General features: G+C 52.3%; 14 protein-coding genes and 1 pseudogene. 5 read left to right on the top strand and 10 right to left on the bottom strand.

Annotated features, from left to right (window positions below; all coding sequences use genetic code 11):
• Positions 1-99 precede the first annotated feature (99 nt).
• On the bottom strand, positions 100-1212 hold the full coding sequence (locus tag ACI7RC_RS03440) for an aminopeptidase (protein WP_408106834.1): 1113 nt from the start codon (positions 1210-1212) through the stop codon (positions 100-102).
• Positions 1213-1242: 30 nt separating this feature from the next.
• Entirely contained in the window at positions 1243-2322 is a 1080-nt protein-coding gene (gene mnmH / locus ACI7RC_RS03435) for a tRNA 2-selenouridine(34) synthase MnmH (protein WP_408106833.1), read from the bottom strand.
• A 101-nt stretch (positions 2323-2423) separates the two neighbouring features.
• Here mnmH and selD point away from each other — a divergent pair, with 101 nt between their 5' ends.
• Positions 2424-3473, top strand: coding sequence for a selenide, water dikinase SelD (gene selD / locus ACI7RC_RS03430; protein ID WP_408106832.1), 1050 nt, complete (start codon positions 2424-2426; stop codon positions 3471-3473).
• 64 nt (positions 3474-3537) lie between these two features.
• Here selD and ACI7RC_RS03425 read toward each other — a convergent pair.
• Positions 3538-4126, bottom strand: a pseudogene (locus ACI7RC_RS03425) (transposase).
• 256 nt (positions 4127-4382) lie between these two features.
• Between ACI7RC_RS03425 and ACI7RC_RS03420 the strand changes: the two are divergent.
• On the top strand, positions 4383-5639 hold the full coding sequence (locus ACI7RC_RS03420; RefSeq protein WP_408106831.1) for a dicarboxylate/amino acid:cation symporter: 1257 nt from the start codon (positions 4383-4385) through the stop codon (positions 5637-5639).
• An 85-nt stretch (positions 5640-5724) separates the two neighbouring features.
• On the opposite strand, the gene ACI7RC_RS03415 is transcribed toward ACI7RC_RS03420, so the two are convergent.
• Entirely contained in the window at positions 5725-5940 is a 216-nt protein-coding gene (locus ACI7RC_RS03415) for a hypothetical protein (RefSeq protein ID WP_408106830.1), read from the bottom strand.
• A 59-nt stretch (positions 5941-5999) separates the two neighbouring features.
• Positions 6000-6950, bottom strand: a complete 951-nt coding sequence (locus ACI7RC_RS03410) for a DMT family transporter (protein ID WP_408106829.1) — start codon at positions 6948-6950, stop codon at positions 6000-6002.
• Between the two features lie 175 nt (positions 6951-7125).
• On the opposite strand from ACI7RC_RS03410, the gene ACI7RC_RS03405 reads away from it, so the two are divergent.
• Together ACI7RC_RS03405 and ACI7RC_RS03400 are read left to right on the top strand one after the other, a co-directional pair.
• Positions 7126-8577 carry an aminotransferase-like domain-containing protein gene (locus tag ACI7RC_RS03405; RefSeq protein WP_408106828.1) on the top strand — a complete coding sequence of 484 codons (1452 nt, stop codon included), beginning with the start codon at positions 7126-7128 and terminating at the stop codon, positions 8575-8577.
• A gap of 471 nt (positions 8578-9048) precedes the next feature.
• On the top strand, positions 9049-10335 hold the full coding sequence (locus tag ACI7RC_RS03400; RefSeq protein WP_408106827.1) for an MDR family MFS transporter: 1287 nt from the start codon (positions 9049-9051) through the stop codon (positions 10333-10335).
• Here the strand turns inward: ACI7RC_RS03400 and ACI7RC_RS03395 are convergent.
• Positions 10332-11489, bottom strand: a complete 1158-nt coding sequence (locus ACI7RC_RS03395) for a THUMP domain-containing class I SAM-dependent RNA methyltransferase (RefSeq protein ID WP_408106826.1) — start codon at positions 11487-11489, stop codon at positions 10332-10334. The two genes, ACI7RC_RS03400 and ACI7RC_RS03395, sit on opposite strands and share 4 nt — an antisense overlap.
• A gap of 191 nt (positions 11490-11680) precedes the next feature.
• Here ACI7RC_RS03395 and ACI7RC_RS03390 point away from each other — a divergent pair, with 191 nt between their 5' ends.
• A complete protein-coding gene (locus ACI7RC_RS03390; RefSeq protein WP_408106825.1) occupies positions 11681-12592 on the top strand; it encodes a glycoside hydrolase family protein in 912 nt (303 codons plus the stop codon).
• A gap of 103 nt (positions 12593-12695) precedes the next feature.
• Here the strand turns inward: ACI7RC_RS03390 and ACI7RC_RS03385 are convergent, their stop codons facing one another.
• Genes ACI7RC_RS03385 through ACI7RC_RS03370 form a run of 4 tightly spaced genes read right to left on the bottom strand, consistent with a single transcriptional unit; the run spans position 12696 to position 17551 of the window.
• Complete coding sequence (locus ACI7RC_RS03385) at positions 12696-14054, bottom strand: nucleotide sugar dehydrogenase (protein WP_408106824.1); 1359 nt, start codon at positions 14052-14054, stop codon at positions 12696-12698.
• A gap of 32 nt (positions 14055-14086) precedes the next feature.
• Positions 14087-14911 carry a response regulator transcription factor gene (locus ACI7RC_RS03380; RefSeq protein WP_408106823.1) on the bottom strand — a complete coding sequence of 275 codons (825 nt, stop codon included), beginning with the start codon at positions 14909-14911 and terminating at the stop codon, positions 14087-14089.
• A 20-nt stretch (positions 14912-14931) separates the two neighbouring features.
• A complete protein-coding gene (locus ACI7RC_RS03375; protein ID WP_408106822.1) occupies positions 14932-16356 on the bottom strand; it encodes a glycosyltransferase family 2 protein in 1425 nt (474 codons plus the stop codon).
• A 25-nt stretch (positions 16357-16381) separates the two neighbouring features.
• Positions 16382-17551, bottom strand: coding sequence for a HEAT repeat domain-containing protein (locus ACI7RC_RS03370; RefSeq protein WP_408106821.1), 1170 nt, complete (start codon positions 17549-17551; stop codon positions 16382-16384).

Below are 17551 nucleotides of genomic sequence, written 5' to 3'. Positions count from 1 at the left end.
CCCCTGACGTCAAAGAATTTCTCTGTACATTGTAGCGAATCACGGCCCGGAAGCAAAACAGCCCGGACACTTACGCCCGAGCTGGATCAAAGCTTGCTATTACGATTTCAAGTTTTCCGGGTTGAGACCGAGTAATGCTTCATGGACAAACCGGCCGTCTTTGCGGATCAACACGCCGTCAAACCAGATTTCCCCGCCGCCGTACTCGGGACGCTGGATATTTACCATATCCCAGTGTACTGTGCTGCGATTCCCGTTATCGGCATCCTCGTAAGCCTGCCCGGGCGTAAAGTGGAAACTGCCGGCAATCTTTTCGTCGAATAAGATATCGTTCATCGGGTGCAGGATGTACGGGTTGACCCCGATGGCGAACTCCCCGATATAGCGGGCTCCTTCGTCGCTGTCCAGGATTTGATTGAGCCGTTCGGTATTGTTAGCGCTCGCCTCCACGATTTTCCCTTGCTCGAAGGTGAGCCGCACCTGGGAAAATTTTGTTCCGTGGTACTGGCTCTCGGTGTTGAACGTAATCGTTCCCTGCACCGAATCACGCACGGGCGCGGTAAAGATTTCGCCGTCCGGAATGTTGTTTTCCCCGGCACAGATCACGTTGGGAATCCCTTTAATGGAGAAAGTCAGATCGGTTCCCGGTCCGACCAGCCGGACCTGATCGGTTCCATTCATCATTTCCCTCAGCGGCAGGAAGGCAGCCTTCATTTTTTTGTAGTCGACCGTGCAGACATTGTAGTAAAAGTCGGCAAAACCGTCTGTAGACATGTTGGCCTTTTGCGCCATCGATGGAGTCGGGTAATTCAGCAGCACCCATTTGAGGTTGGCGGTGATGTGATCGCTGATCGGCTTCATCACCTTTTGCTGGATAAGCCTTTTCTCCACCGGCACATCCGACATCTCGCTGTCATTGGAAGCTCCGGCGATCACGATGAATGCCTGCATCTCCTGCCACATCGGCTCCTCCCAGCGTTTGATGAACCCGGCCCGCTCTTCCGATGTGTGCATCATCAACTCCCGCTGAATCGCCATATCCAGGAGGCGGACATGCGGGTAAGCCCCCCGTACGTACGCCTGCTTGACCAGTTCCTTGGCCAGCGCGGCTCCTTCCCCCCGCACCTCGATCATGACATTTTCCCCTGCCCCGAGCCGGACAGAGTAATCCAGCAGATTTTCCGCCAGTTTTGCGATCCGTGGATCCAACATAGACAACCGCCCCTTTCTGTTGATTCCGCGTTATTGTATCACATGCAGCCCATTGGGGAATCGCTGTTCAACGAATTTTATGATGTCGGCTTCCGCATCCTCCAGCCGGGTGGCGTCCACCTCGTAAAAATCCCCGGTATAGCCATCGCTTCCCTGCTTATGGGTATAACGCGGGTCGTAGTAATGGACCAGCAGAGAGGCGATCGCCGTCTTGTAATCCCCTGTTTCAAGCGCCTGCCGCAAAAGATGGGCCTGCTCCGTGGGAATTCTCCGGGCGATCTTCTGGAAGGCATCCATCGTATTCTTTCGAAAGTCAGGGCGCCAGGAAAACGGCACGATGTACTCGTCGTACAAACGCTGCACTCTCACCTCGAGCGGCGCAGTGATGTCGAGGTGAATCGAATCTGACTTCAACTCGTACAGAAATGCGGGTACGATCGCATTTCCGATGCGTTTGCTCTCCGCCTCCATAAAGAAAAACGGGGCATCCTTGTACTTTTGCAGCGTCTCAAACAGGCGTGCATCAAACATTTTCTGGTTGGCCGGACGCCCTTTGCCGATATGTCCAAACACGGAGCCGCGGTGGCCCGCCATCCGTTCCAGATCCAGCACTGGCAGGCCCTTCGCTTCCAGACGGCGCAAGAGCTCGGTTTTCCCTACGCCGGTAAGACCGTGCAGCAGAATCAGCGGTACCTTTAATTCGAAAGGTTCGATCGTCTGTACCACGTGCTGGCGATAGGCCCGGTATCCGCCGATCAACCGCCTGACCGGGATTCCGGCAAAGGTGGCAAAAGTAGCCATCGCCCGGCTGCGCATCCCGCCCCGCCAACAAAAGATCGTCGGCGGCTCACCTGCCTCCAACTCCCGCTCGCGAATCGTCTGCATCAGCATCTCCATTTTGGGAGACACAATCTGCATCCCGAGCCACTGGGCGGCGGCTTGTCCCTCTTGCTTGTATTTGATGCCGACCTGCGCCCTTTCCGCATCGCTAAATAATGGTATATTTACAGCCCCGGGAATCGTGTCGCGGGCAAACTCACTCGGAGAACGTACGTCAATCAAATTGCCGTAGCCTTTTATCAACATCTCTTCCACATTGATTTCTTGCAATGAAAAAATCCCCTTTATTCTGGTATGCTAGAGAAGAAGCCAAGTATCTTTGGATTGATACCCTTACCTTACATTATACATGAATTAAAGGAGGTCAAAACGTGAGTGCTTCTGTAAAACTTACATCCCTGACGACCAAAGGGGGCTGCGGCTGCAAAATAAGTCCCGACGCGCTCTCCTCTGTACTAAAGAACCTGCCCCGCCCGGGACAGGACGATCCCAGGCTCTTGGTCGGGGTGGAAACCTCGGACGACGCCGGCGTGTACCAGCTGACCGATGAGCTCGCCATTGTGCAAACCCTGGACTTTTTTACCCCCATTGTCGATGACCCGTACTGGTTCGGGCAAATTGCCGCCGCCAACGCGCTCAGCGACGTATTTGCGATGGGAGGAACACCGATCACCGCGCTCAACATCGTCGGATTTCCGATCAGCAAGCTGGATCCGGCGATACTGACGGAAATCCTGCGCGGCGCAGCCGACAAGGTGGCTGAAGCAGGAGCGGCATTGGTCGGCGGTCACTCGATCGACGATCAGGAGCCAAAATTCGGCCTCTCCGTTACCGGGACCATCCACCCTTCCCGGATTCTGACCAACGCCGGGGCAAAGCCTGGCGACGTGCTGATCCTGACCAAGCCGATCGGCGTCGGAATCCAGACGACCGCGATCAAGCGAGATGCCCTGACTCCGGAAGCGACCCAGACGGTGATGTCGGTCATGGCCACCCTGAACAAGCAGGCCGCCCAATGCATGCTCGCCTTTCCGGTTAACGCATGTACGGACGTCACCGGCTTCGGCTTGCTGGGACACGCGCTGGAAATGGCCGAAGGGAGCAGCGTAGGCATACGCCTTCACACTGCCAATGTACCGATATTGCCCGGCACGCGTGATTTGGCCGAGCGAGGCATCGTCCCCGGCGGCAGCAAGTCCAATTTCCGCTGGGTAGCAGACCGCGTCCGCTTCCCGGAAGAGATGGCTGAAATCGACCGCCTGATCCTCTGTGATGCAGTCACGTCAGGCGGCCTGTTGATCAGCCTCCCGGCAAATGAGGCCGAAGGGCTGCTCGCTTCCCTGCATCAGCACGGAGTCGAGTGGGCGCGGATCATCGCCGACGTCACGGCTGACCACCCCGGAACGATCGTGGTCGAGTAAAGAAAAAAACAGCGCCGCCCCTGGTCATAGCCCCGTCAAGTAGACAGTAAAAAAAGACGTTAAATTAAGCGGCGATCGATTCCCGGTACTCAACCGGGGAGAGGTCGCCAAGTTTTTCCTGGAACCGTTCTGTATTGTAGAACTGAATGTATTCAGCGATCAGTTTTCGGGCGTGAGTCATATCCTTTGGCTTCTCCAGATACAATTTCTCCGTCTTCAAATGCGAGAAAAACGATTCAACACAAGCGTTGTCGAAGCAGTTTCCCCGCCTTGAATGGCTTCCTATAAGGCTAACGGTTTCGTTATTATGTAGATCCAAGACCACAGATAGATACATTCATCGACTTTATCCAACTTCCCTCCCCGTGCAGATTTGGATTGAGCTTTTTTAGGTATTCAACCTGCGCTTTCAGGTAGTTGTTCTCTTCCTCTATACTGTTGAAATGCTTCTTGATCCAGCGTCCCCGGTAATCCTCAAACGTCTCTCCGTTCTGGTGTTTGTTGACCCACTCTACGATTTGAGAATGGCTCCTAATCCCTAGCTGCTTCATGATCATGGTGTAACTCCATTGTTCCTCTAAACGTAACCGTACAGCTTCTCTTTTCGTCTCTTCTCCATATCTTAGAAACTTCTGACCCTTCTTCGGTGGCAAAAAAATCCCCTCCGGTAACAGTGTCCTTAAACTCCTTCATAACATGGTGTCTTTTTTCACTGTCTACCGTAAGGGGATAATACCACCGCTAGAGCGCTGTGCCTGTCTTTTGTCTGCGGTTAATCAATGAAGCGACCAAAGCAACCGATTGAGGATTAATAATTTTTTCTTATAATTCTATCTAAATTTATTATTTAACTGAATCATCCAAAAATGCTAAAGTGTTTATAATATAAAAGTCTTATCGGAGGTGCCTATGAAAAAATTTTTTGCTTTTCAAGTTTTAATTGCTTTGTTCATTGGAGCTCTAATCGGTCACTTTTTTCCTGAATTCGGGCAAGCTTTAAAACCAATTGGGACGGCCTTTATTAACCTTATAAAAATGATTGTTGTACCAATTGTTTTTACTACCATTGTAATTGGGTCAGCAGGTAGTGGGAACAGGAAAAAAATGGGCTCATTAGGTCTTAAAACCATTATTTGGTTTGAGTTTATTACCACAGTTATTTTAGCCATTGGTCTTTTGCTTGCTAACCTATTAAAACCCGGTGAAGGACTTAATTTGTCTCATCTTGCCCATAAAGATATTACGGCATTAAATGATAGCGCTTCCAAAATAATCGACTTTAAAGCAATGCTCGTTAACATCATTCCAAGCAACATTGTTGATGCGATGGCAAGAAATGATTTATTAGCCGTGCTATTCTTCGCTATTTTGTTTGGTATGGCTGCTGGAGCAATCGGCAAAGCATCAGAGCCTGCAATGAAATTTATGGAGTCAGTTGCAAACATTATGTTTAAATTAACACAGATGGTAATGACAACCGCACCGATTGGTGTGCTTGCTCTTATGGCAGCCTCTGTAGGCCAGTATGGTTTAGTCCTTTTACTGCCTATGGCAAAGTTGATTGGTGTTGTATATCTAGGACTTGCTATTATTATTTTCGGTCTGTTTCCGCTCATTGCTTACTTCCTTAAAATTCCTTACTTTAAAGTGTTTCGGATGGTATGGGATTTGTTTCTTATCGCTTTTTCAACAACAAGTACCGAAACCATTCTACCGCAGCTGATGGAAAGAATGGAGTCATACGGTTGTTCGAAACGCGTTGTTTCATTCGTTATTCCGTCCGGATTATCACTGAACTGTGATGGATCGACATTGTATCTTTCTGTATGCTCTATTTTCCTAGCACAAGCATTCGGCATCCCGATGGATTTTGGACAACAGTTGATTTTAATGGGCGTTCTTGTCGTAACATCTAAAGGAATTGCTGCTGTTCCATCCGGTTCACTGGTAGTACTCTTAGCTACCGCCACTGCTGTCGGCCTTCCTGCAGAAGGAGTCGCAATTATCGCAGGAATTGACCGTGTGTTGGATATGGCACGTACTGCGTGTAATACACCTGGACACGTTCTTGCATGTATTGTTGTTTCGAAATGGGAAAAAGAGTTTCGTCAGGAAGAGGAATGGATTCATAATCAAGCGAAACAGCCAAACATTGGACAAGCATAAGATAAAAGGAGATCATATGTTTTTCCAGGGGGAAGAACTGTGATCTCCTCACTTTTTTGGTTGTTTTATTGACGAAGGGAAAGACTTATGAAAAGCCGTTAATGAGCGCCTCGTCTGTCAATTTCGGACTGATAGAGTTTTCTACTTTTTCAAGTTCGAAATTAAGACCAGAAGCAAGGAGACGGAGTGATTCTTCAAGGCCGACGCGGCCGATTTTTCCTTCAGAGGCAAGATTATTAAACTCTTCCTCTGTCATTCCGACTCCAACTTTTTTCTGTAGTGAAAGTCGGCGTTTTTTCACGTCTACCGTAAGGGGATAATACCACCCCCATCTACACAGGGGCGGTGCTGTTTTTGAGTTTATCTGTGTATATCCGCCCGCGGGATCTCCCGTTTTGGCACCTGCCGGACCGCAGCTTTTCGACCCAAAGCCACCAGGATGACGACAATGACTGCTGTCCCTATCGTCTGGCTGGAGACGATCTCGCCAAGCAGGAAAGCAGACGCCATTATCGTCATAAACGGCTGCAAATACTGCACCTGGCTTACTTTGGCGACACCGCCCAGGGCCAAGCCGCCGTACCAGGCGAAAAAGGCAAAGTACTGGCTGATCAGGCAAACATAGGCGAAACTAAGCCACGCTGCCGGGGTGGCAAGGAGAATTTTTTCAGAAAGGGAACTTGCTACCGGCCAGATCAGGAACGGCGCCGAGATAACCAGTGACCAACTGATGACCTGCCACCCGCCCAGTTCACGGGCGAGTCTTCCTCCCTCTGCATACCCGATTGCGGCAGATATTACGGCCCCGATTAACGCCAGATCGGCTACCTGCAATCGGCCAAACCCTGCGCTAAACGCGTAGAATACAACTGTCGCGCTCGCAGCCGCACTCGCCAGCCAAAAGCCGATAGACGGCCGTTCCCCGCCCCGCAGGGCAGCTACGGCCGCCGTGGCAATCGGCAGCATCGCGATGACCACCGCCCCGTGTGAAGACGGGACCCGCTCCATCGCCCAGGAGGAGAAAAAGGGAAAACCGATCACCACTCCAAAAGCGACGATCGCCAGGCTTTTGATCTGCGTCCAGTTGGGGATACGCTCTCGGCGAATCCACAGCACAAGGCCGGCCAATACTGCAGCTACCAATGCACGACCCAACCCGGTCACCGTCGGGTTAAAATATTCCACCGCAACACGGGTAGTGGGAAGTGACAGGCTGAACCCGACGACACCCAGCAGACCGTAAAACATGCCAAGCCCTTCTTTTCCCTTCTTTGCGTTGCTTGCCGCTGAAACGTCCGTATTTGGTTTCATCTCACCGATACTCCTTTTCCCTTGTTCTTTATCGTGTATCACCATCCTACCTGCCAGCTTGGAATCCTGCTCCAGCCAATTGGCTGTCATTTTGACCAGCCAATTTTCTCTTTTCTTCTCATCAGCTATCGGTTTATGATACAGGTATCAAGAACAGTCGGAAAAGAGGGACAATATGCCTTGGAAGCCTGATTTGGCAAGCGATGAGCCGATCTTTCGGCAAATCGCCCGCCACTTTGAAACGAGCATCATCCGAGGTGATCTCCCGCCGGGCACTTCACTTCCCCCGCAGCGAAAGTTGGCCCGCCAATTCAATGTGAACCGCAGCACGATCACGCAAGCCTACGATGAACTTCATTCGCTCGGACTGGTCCAATCGCAGCAGGGCAAGGGAACCTGGGTAAGCGAAAACATGTGGGGCGTTTCTTACCGCCGGATCCCCCATTGGCATCAGTATACAAGCGGAGGAGCCTTCCTGCCTTCGCGTCCGCTGGCAAAGCTGATCCGCGAGGCGAGCCTCTACCCCGGCGTAATCAATTTGGCAGAGGGCGGTTTGTCTCCGGAGTTAATGCCTACGGAAGATATCGAAAAGCTGCTGCGGCAAATTTCATTGCCCCCCTCTCTTAGTTATGCCAACCCGAGGGGAGACGGTGAACTGCGGGAGACCCTGGCTGTCCATTTAGCCGAAGAGCACGACATGCACGTCGATCCGGACGAAATCCTCATCACGACGGGAGCGCAGCAGGCCCTGCACCTGATCGCGCAATGCCTGCTCAGTCCTGGTGACGCCATCGCCATGGAGGGGCCTTCCTTTGCCTATTCCCTGCCGTTATTCACATCAGCGGGGCTCCGCCTGTTTCAGCTGCCGCTTGACGAGCAAGGCTTGCAGCCAGAGGAAGTCATTTCGCTGCATCGAAGACACAAGATCCGCATGATCTTCACCAATCCTACCTATCAAAATCCCACCGGCACCGTACTTGGAGAAGCCAGAAGGAAGCGTCTGCTTGCCATCTGCGAAGAATTGCGGCTGCCGATCGTCGAAGACGACGCTTACGGATCGCTGACGCTCATCGGCTCTGGAAAACCTCCCCGCCCTTTGAAAGCAATGGATATGGGAGGATCTGTCCTCTACATCGGCAGTCTTTCCAAAACTCTCGCCCCGGGGCTGCGGATCGGCTGGCTGGCAGGACCGAAATCGGTCATCGAGCGGCTGGCGGACGCCAAGCACGTGATGGATTCGGGAACGGGGATCATCTCGCAAAAATTGGCTAAGGCGTATCTCTCATCGCCATTACGGCAGCAGCGTCTCGACGAACTGACTGTCGCTTTGACCGAGCGGCGGGACTGCATGCTGGAGGCGCTGGAGGCAAACCTCAAGGAGTTGGCGGATTGGACCCGCCCCAAGGGAAGCTTCTACGTCTGGTGCCGCCTGCGCAAAAGCGTCAATGAGGCGGACTTGCTTGAACTGGGGATCAAACACGGGGTTGTCTTCTCTCCCGGCGGGATCTATGGGGCAGAACGGGGATATATCCGCCTTACTTATGCCCAGGCCGATCGCCGGGACATTACGGATGGAGTACGTTGGCTGCGAGAAGCGTTGGTTGAAGCAAACACATTTCTTAAATAAGGCTTTGCTCGCATAACTCAAAAAGAAATGACCGCCCTTGAGTTGGCAGGCTAAGGCGGTCCTGTATTCGTTATAAAAACCGATAAAAAAATTTTTCTTGCGTTTTTCACAGATTATGACATATGCTAATCATGTAAATATTATTTATCGAACGATAACGGGAGTGTTGTACTGATGCGAATTCCTGCAAAATCAATGATTTGATGGGGCCTTTTCGGGGGTCCCGTCCCTCAGAAAACCTATCATATCGATTGAATGGCAGGATGCATTCGTCCGCTTCCGTTTCCATACGTGTCACTGTGTGGAGGCGAACGCTTCTTTCCGTGTATGTACTACACCGGATGGGCTTTCGCCTTCCCTTTTTATCCAAAATTTCCAAAAATGGGAAATAATTGTGGCCGTGATCCCAATTGGTTGGGCGGTTAGCGAAAATCCTGCAACACCGAAACAAACAGTTGGGAGGAGAAAGACGTGTTCTGGTCGACGTGGGATTTAAATTTAAAAGTGAGATTGATCGGGGAAACGATCTTCCATACGTTTTACTGGATGTTTTTTCCCTTTATGGCGCTTTATTTTTCCGATGCATTCGGCAAGGATCTGACCGGTATTTTGTTGATGTTCCCGCCGCTGCTCGGAATCATTGCCAGTCTGTACGGGGGACAGATATCCGACCGGGTCGGCCGCAGGCCGGCGATGCTGTTCGGCGCTGCTACGGAATGCCTGATGTTTGCCCTGTTCGCTCTCTCCTGGTCACCCTGGGTTGACTACGCCGCATTTATCGGCTTGAATATCGCAAGCTCCATTTACTGGCCTGCCAGTTCGGCGATGGTTGCCGATTTGACCAAGGAAGAGGATCGCCGCGAGGTCTACGCCACTTTTTACACTGCAATGAACATTGGTGTTGTGCTGGGGCCGGTCCTGGGCTCGTTCTTTTTCTTCCAGCACCGTCCGCAGCTGCTGCTGGTCTGCTTTTTTGTCAGCCTTGCCTTTACACTTACGCTATTTTTTGTCATCAAGGAGTCCCTGCCTAACAAAGGGCATGCCAAACAAAAGGCTGGCAGCCTCAAGGAACAATGGCAAAGCTACGCCGTGATTTTCCGCGACAAAGTGTTTGCCTTGTACATCCTTGCGGGAATACTGGTAGCCGTCACCTTCATGCAACTGGATCTGTACATGGGCGTCTACTTGAAGGAACACGTTCCCTTGCAAAATCTTATCTCATGGGGGGATTGGTCGTTTTCCGTGGGCGGAACCGAGACTTTTGGCTGGATGATGAGTCTTAACGGGTTGATGGTCGTCCTGTTTACCCTGGCGGTCACCCGCCTGTGTGCCGCATGGAGCGACCGCCGTTCGTTGATTATCTCCTCAGTATTATCCGGGCTTGGCTTGTTTGCCATGTCTTTGACTGTGAATATCTGGCTGTTGTTCGCCTGCATGGTTCTTTTTACGGTCGGGGAATTGATTCGCACGCCGGTCACGCAAAGCTTCGTCAGCAAATACGCTCCGGAAGATCAGCGCGGACAGTACATGGGGGCGTCCACCCTGCAGTTTTCCATCGGGCGGTTTATCGCCCCCCTGACTATAGCTCTGTCCGAGTGGTTCGCCCCGATCGGGGTCTTTGGCATCATCCTGCTGTTGGCGCTGGTGGCTGCAATGCTTTACCATCGGATGTTTACCCTGCTGCCCGCCGTCATGGTAAAGGACACAGGAACGACGCGGCAACAGGATTCCGGCCAGCGGCAGGAAGAGATCATTTAATCGGGAGATCCGTCAGACCTCGGCTTGGGCGGCCTGGGGCCGAAAAATTGATAGTAGTCTACTTTGATATTCCCGTTGTAAAGCTTCCGCTTTTTGCTGGCTTTTCGCCCGAAGTGCTGCTCAAACTGCTCGTCCGAAGTAATGATGTAAAACGACCAAGTATCGAGCTGGCCAAACACCTTGCCCATTTCCCGATAGAGCCGTTCCACCTCGGCCCGTTCGCTGAGACGCTCGCCATAGGGAGGGTTGGTAATAATGCAGCCGTATTTTTTCTTGGTCCGCAGATCGCGCATCTCCATCCGCTGAAAGTGGATCGACTCATCGACTCCTGCTTCCCGGGCGTTGCGGCGTGCCACTTTCAGCACCTCGTCATCGTAGTCAGTGCCGATGATCTCCATGGGCCGATCATACTGGGCCAAATCATGGGTCTGTGCTCTGGCCTCCCGCCAAAGTGTTTTGGGAATGACGGGCCAACTCTCCGACGCGAATTCCCGGTTCATGCCAGGGGCGATATTCTGGCCGATCAATGCCGCTTCGATCGGAATTGTGCCCGATCCGCAAAACGGGTCGATCAGCACACGATCGGGGTTCCAGCGGGCTAATTGAATCAAGGCGGCGGCCATCGTCTCTTTTAACGGAGCGGTTCCGATCCATTCCCGGTACCCCCGTTTATGCAGTCCGGCCCCGCTGGTATCAATCGTTAAGGTGGCGATGTCTTTGAGCAGAGCCACCTCAATTTTATAGAGCGGCCCATCTTCGGGGAACCACTCCTGCTTGTACCGCTTCTTTAAACTCTCCACGACTGCCTTCTTCACGATCGCCTGGCAATCCGGCACACTGTACAGGGTCGACTTGACTGATTTGCCCTCTACAGGGAACGTTCCGTTTTCGGGAATCCAGTCAGCCCACGGCAGCGCCTTGGTTTGTTCAAACAGTTCGTCAAATGTCTTCGCTTGAAACTCCCCTATTTTAAGCCGAACGCGGTCGGCCGTGCGAAGCCACAGGTTGGTGCGCGGAATCGCCCCCAAATCGGCGCTGAACGTCACCTTTCCGTTATCTACATGTACCTGTTCATAGCCCAATCTTTTTACTTCTTCTGCAACCACAGACTCAAGGCCGAAAGTGGCGGTCGCGATCAGTTCCACATTTTGCATAGATGTAACTCCTATCTCCCCGAACAAGGGGATACTAAATCATTCCTATCATACCCCAACAAAGGCGAAGGTTACAGTCTGACTGAATAAAAGAGAAAGAATTGAAAAAACAGGCCTTTTAGCTCAGTTTGATGGCAGACGGTAAAAGGTACTTAATATTGTACAACTTGGGGACTATGGAGGAATCATGTATGAGGTATTTTTTGTTATTGCTTATCTTGCTTTTGATGGGATGCTCCACAGGTTATTCGCAGGAGTCTGTAGTTCGGGAGGAGGTGGCCGCTGCGGAAAATATCAGGGCGACGTGGTTGTGGAATACGCCGATGATCGCATCGGAAAAGGATCAAATCATCTCATTTGTGAAAGAGAACGGCATCAATTTGATCTATCTGCAGGTCAACAGGCGGTTGGTCACCAAGGAACAATACCGCGCTTTTCTCAAATCAGCCCACGAGGCCGGCATTGAAGTGCATGCACTGGACGGAGCGCCTGACTGGGCACTCGGCAAAAACCAGGATCGCTTGACAGCACTGGTCACATGGGTAAAAGATTACAATCAAAGCGTCGCCGAGGATGAGCGCTTTCGCGGCGTCCACGTCGACATTGAACCCTACCTGCTTCCCGAGTGGAAACAGGACAAATCGGCAGTGATTCGCCAGTGGATCGACAATGTTCAAGTTTTCGTTCAGCAGGCAAAGTCGGATCCGGAACTTGAGACGGGCGCCGACACGCCGTTCTGGCTGGACACACTGCAGGTATCAGACGACCCCGGCGCGGAGACAGTCAGCCGCTGGATGGCCCGCACCTTTGACCACGTGACGTTGATGGCCTACCGCAATCACGCGGAGGGACCCAATGGCATCTTGCAGATCACCCAGAACAAGCTGGCAGAAGCTGATGAGCTGGGCAGGAGAATCGTCATCGGCGTCAACATCCGTGAAAGCACGGAAGGTGATTTCGTCACCTTTTACAAAGAAGGAGCCGAGGAGATGGAGCAGCAAATCGCCATCGTCGACGAGCGCTTGTCCGGCCGTCCCTCTTATGCGGGCATCTCCATTCACGATTACCAAAACTGGAAAAACAGCGTAGAGAAGGCCCGTTAACCCGACAAACCTCACTACTCCGTTTGCCGTATCGGGAAGCAGGCGATCAGCCATACCCTCCGATACGGTAAGCAGAGCTTCTATTTGAAAGAAAAGCTTTTCTTTAGATAGCCAAAGAAGTCTCGGCCATTTGCGGCAGTTTCGCTGAAGAGCCGATCCGGTAAATATTCGGCAGATCGATCCCGGCGAAAGCATTTCTCGTATCTATAATCGCCACACCCAGGTCTGCGATCTTCTGATAGTCAAAGACCCGGTGATTGGTGACCAGCACCATGCAGTCATACTGGCGCATGCTGTTCAGATCGTACGTGATCGAGTGAACCTCATTGCCCCGCTTATCGCGAAAACTCTTGGCATAAGGGTCGTAGTAGTGAACGATCGCGCCGTGTTCGCGGAACAGCTCGTACAGCTGCAATCCAGGCGATTCCCGCAAGTCGTCAATGTCCGGTTTATAAGCCATCCCGAGCAGCAGAACGCGAGAATTGCGCAATGATTTGGCGTACATGTTCATGATGGTCGCGGTCTTGCTGATCACGTAATCCGGCATATTGCTATTGACGGCTTGGGCCAGATCGATAAATTTACTGTAAAAGCGGAATCCCTTCGCCTTCCAGGACAGGTACATCGGATCGAGCGGAATGCAGTGGCCGCCGATGCCCGGGCCCGGGTAAAACGGCATAAATCCAAACGGCTTGGTCGAGGAGGCTTCGATTACCTCCCAGATATCGATGCCCATCTTCTCGCACATCATCGCCATTTCATTGATGAAGGCGATGTTGACACTGCGAAACGTATTTTCAAGCAGCTTTGACATCTCTGCCACTTTTGTGGAAGATACAGTCACAATCGACTCGACAAACGAGCCGTACAACGCCTTTCCCAGCTCGATGCACTTCTTCGTCGTACCGCCGATTACCTTCGGGGTGTTATGGGTCGAAAAATTGGAATTTCCCGGATCGACCCGCTCGGGGGAAAAGCAGAGGAAAAAGTCGACCCCGACCCGATACCCCAGCTTCTCCAATTCCCACTGGATCAGCTCTTCCGTCGTTCCCGGATACGTCGTGCTCTCCAGCGTAATCAGCATGCCATTTTCCATGTAGTGCTTGATTTGGTCTACCACCTGGATGATGTAGGAGGTATCCGGATCCTGATTTTTGCTCAGCGGCGTAGGCACACAAATGCTTAGCGCATCCAGTTCTTTCAACACCCGATAATCCGTCGTAGGAAAAAATCGTCCGGTCTCGAGGCTCTCTTTTACCACACTGTCGGAGACGTCCTTCACGTACGAAGTGCCTTCCTGCAATTGCTTTATCTTTTCGAGGTCCAAATCGATTCCAAATACGGTATACCCGCTCTTCACCATCTCCATTGCGAGCGGCAATCCGACGTAGCCCAGCCCGATTACCCCAAGTTTTGCCGTTTTGGTTTCAATCAAATGTTGCAGTGCCGAAAATCTGTCCATCCTTACTCACTCCTTTGTGGCGGTTTGTAGTATTACGCTAGCAGTCTTCGTATCCGGAGCTCCAATTCGACTGGTGAAAATGGCTTCGTCACATAATCGGAGACGCCACGCTCAAAACATCGGCTGATGTCATCTTCCAAGCGCTTCTGTGTCAACACGACGATTTTGCAAGAATCAGGATTTCTTTCCTTTTTCTGAATCTGGTCGATCAGCTGATACCCGTTAAGCACGGGCAAGGCCAGTTCGGTTACGACTAAACGGGGAGACAACTGCTCGTAGAGGCGCAAGCCCTCTTCCCCGTCCCGGGCAGTATGAATCTCGTAGCCCTTCAGGCCGAGCCTGGCTTTCAGGAACTGGCATACTGTTTCGTCGTTGTCCACCACCAGCAGGGGCTGAGCCAATCTGTTTTCGGATCGGTCCGTCATGATGCGGATTCCTCCTGCTGCTCCAGGCCCGCTGGACACTAAGCCGCTGATCTGGGCCAGGATGTTTTGCGGGGAAGGCGAGCATTCCGGAAGGCTGGAAATCAGCATGTCGCTCTTAAGCAGGCCGCGGCTTTGCAAAAAGTCCTTCAGAGCCAGCGACAGGTAGTGGGTATCGCTTAGCGGGCAATCGTGAATCAATACCGCCAACAGCCCTACGGCATCATCGTAAAAGAACTCGGTATCGGCTGCGTACGAGGAAACTTCTTTCCGAAAATGCGCTGTCACTTCCTGCAGCCCGTCCTTGCCAAGCTGCGGACACAAGGATAAAATCATTCCGTATTTGGAGCCATTCGCTTCGTATTGCTGTAAAAAGTGGCTTACTTTCCGCGTAAAGTCTTCGTGTTGAACCGTTTGTTGAGTTTTGGTACGCACAAGCACAATGAACCACTCCTTTACGTCGTTTGCGATTTGGTTGTTTCCACCTTCCAGCTCTGCCTGGTCATCACTCCCCACGTATTGTTGTTGCGCAAGAATTCTACGTGGCCGAGCAGCCGCCACAGCGCGCCAACCTGACGGTAGCCAAAGAACATCAGAAAGGAGTACCAGAGCATTTTTCCGACGTCCCTCATCCGCGGATAGCGGCGGAAGGCTAACTCTTCCAGCAGAATCGACGCGACACTCAAAAGGTAGCCGAACAACAAGTTGATTGCCATAAAGACAAGCACGATGCTGGTATTCGTCATATCCATCAGGCTGTACCCGATCAGCGCCAGCAAACCGGAGATTTTAAAATACGGATTCAGCGTTTCAAAGATCACGTTATAGGGCATGGTCAAGAGTCCCATCACCTTGTATCTGGGGTTGAAGATCATGTCGCGGTTCTCCAGCATGTTTTTCAGATTTCCCCGCCCCCAGCGCTTCCGTTGGCTGCCCAAAATCCGCAAGGTGTCCGGCGCCTGGGTCCAACAGACGGCATCCGGGCAAAAGGCGATCCGGTAAGGCTGCTTCTGATCCAGCATGTACCGGTGCAGCTTGATGATAATGTTCATGTCTTCTCCAGGGTAGCCCTCGCGGTATCCGCCTACCTTGACGACGTAATCCTTGCGAAACACGCCGAATGCGCCCGAGACGATGATCAGCCCGTTGATCGAGCTCCAGCCGATGCGGCCGCCCAGAAAGGCTTTCATATACTCCAGAGTCTGAAACATCGGGAGAACCTTGTCGGGCAGCCGGACTTTTTTGACGATGCCGTCTTCAATGGTGCATCCGTTGGCGATGCGAATATTGCCGCCGATCGCCACGGTCTCTTCCGGATTTTCCATGTACACCTGGGCAATCCGGATCAGCGCGTCCTTCTCCAGCAGGGAGTCGGCATCGATGGAAGAGATCATCGGATAGTGCGACAGATTAATGCCTGCATTGAGCGAATCGGCTTTGCCCCCGTTATTCTTGTCAATCACGTAGAGATTCGGGTAGGCAGGGTTATGGTATACCCCCTTGATCGGGGTGGAGTGGACGACTTCTTTGATCGCCACCTTGGACTGCCGCTTCAACCCGAATTCGTCAATCATCACCTGCAGGGTTTTGTCATGGGATCCGTCGTTAATGACGATCACTTCATAGGTCGGATAGTTCAGCGCCAACAGGGAACGCACATTTTCGATGATGGTCAGCTCTTCGTTAAACGCGGGAACCAGTATCGAGACTGGAGGGACGAATTGCGAGCCGGCCAATGACTGGTAGCGCGAGTAAGCTGCCCGTTTTACCGTCTTGAACACGTTGGCATAGGAACAGCAGATGATCGTAAAGTAGATCGTATTCACGATCAATACGTAGTACATGGCGAACCATCCGTACCCGAGTAAAAGGTCCCTCATGGGTCCCCCCTTTCCGGCGAAATCCTCAGATCGCCTGATTACTCTGCATGTCTTTCCCAAAAAACATTTCATAGATGTGCAGCTTTCGATTGTGGCTGATCAGCTTCTCCACGTTGTTCAGGTCGTGCATCGGCCTGATCAGCGACTCTTCAATCGCCGACTGTGCCATGTGGGAAGCCTCCAGATTCGACGTATCGGCTGCTGCCTCACACAGAGCGTAAAACCCTTCTTCCCCCAGCATCGCGAGGCTGCTGGCACTGTTGTAGCTAACCCACCAGTTCGGATCCCGCAGGGAATCCTTCAGCAATCCGATGTATTCGGTAGTGCCCCAAAACCCGATCGCTTTTGCTGCAGCCGCGCGCACCTCCCAGTCGGCATGCCGCAGCAGCGCCTTTACATTTGCTACGGTCAACCAATTGCTGGTCCTGGTAAAGAGCTTGACAGCCTTGATTCTCAGTTCCTTTTCACTTGTCGTCAGCAGGCTGGACAGCTGTCCGTCGAGTCGGGAATCTATCCCTACCGACAGACCGGTCAAGCCCACTTTTACCAGCTCCGCATCCGATTCGCCAAGGAATTCGATGAGCAGCGGACTGCAGTCAATTGGCGAATCCCGCAGGATCTCGACGATCAGCTGGTGGGTGTGTTTTGATTGCTGAACCAGGTACTCTGTCATCTGCCGCAAATCATCCTCTTCGCGGGCACATCTGGAGATGGCCCGGGCGACGATGAACAGATCCGGCTGCCGGTCCTGCTGTCTCAATAATTCCAGCAAGTCCGGCACGGCCTGCTGTGCCCGCATGACCCCCAATTTGTAGGCGGCATCCATTTGCACAGTGGAACGTCTGCTGTGCAGGCGGCGCTGTTCCAGATCGGCCAGGCCCAGCTCCTCGCACAGTTGGGTCAATTTTTTGGAGTCATTCCCCCTGACTCGCTCCATCCAGTCCATCAGCTGCCGCTGGATGACTGCCAATTCCCGGGCACTTGGCGATTGGGGAGGCAGCTTCAGCCTCTCCTCGCCTCCCAGATGTGCCTGGATGTAGGAAAAGTAATCGGCGTATTTGCTGCGAATCTCCGCCTCCTGCTTTTCCCGCGAAATTCCTTTTGCTTTTACTATTAGGATCACGGCAAGCAGCACGGCGATTAAAACAATCGAGACGTAAATGAACCCCATTGCAATTGCCAAATGGTCAACCAT

The sequence above is a fragment of the Brevibacillus sp. B_LB10_24 genome (assembly GCF_046036945.1).
Lineage (GTDB): Bacteria > Bacillota > Bacilli > Brevibacillales > Brevibacillaceae > Brevibacillus_C.
Note: the sequence above shows the minus strand (reverse complement) of the source record. Positions and strands in the feature narration are given on the sequence as shown.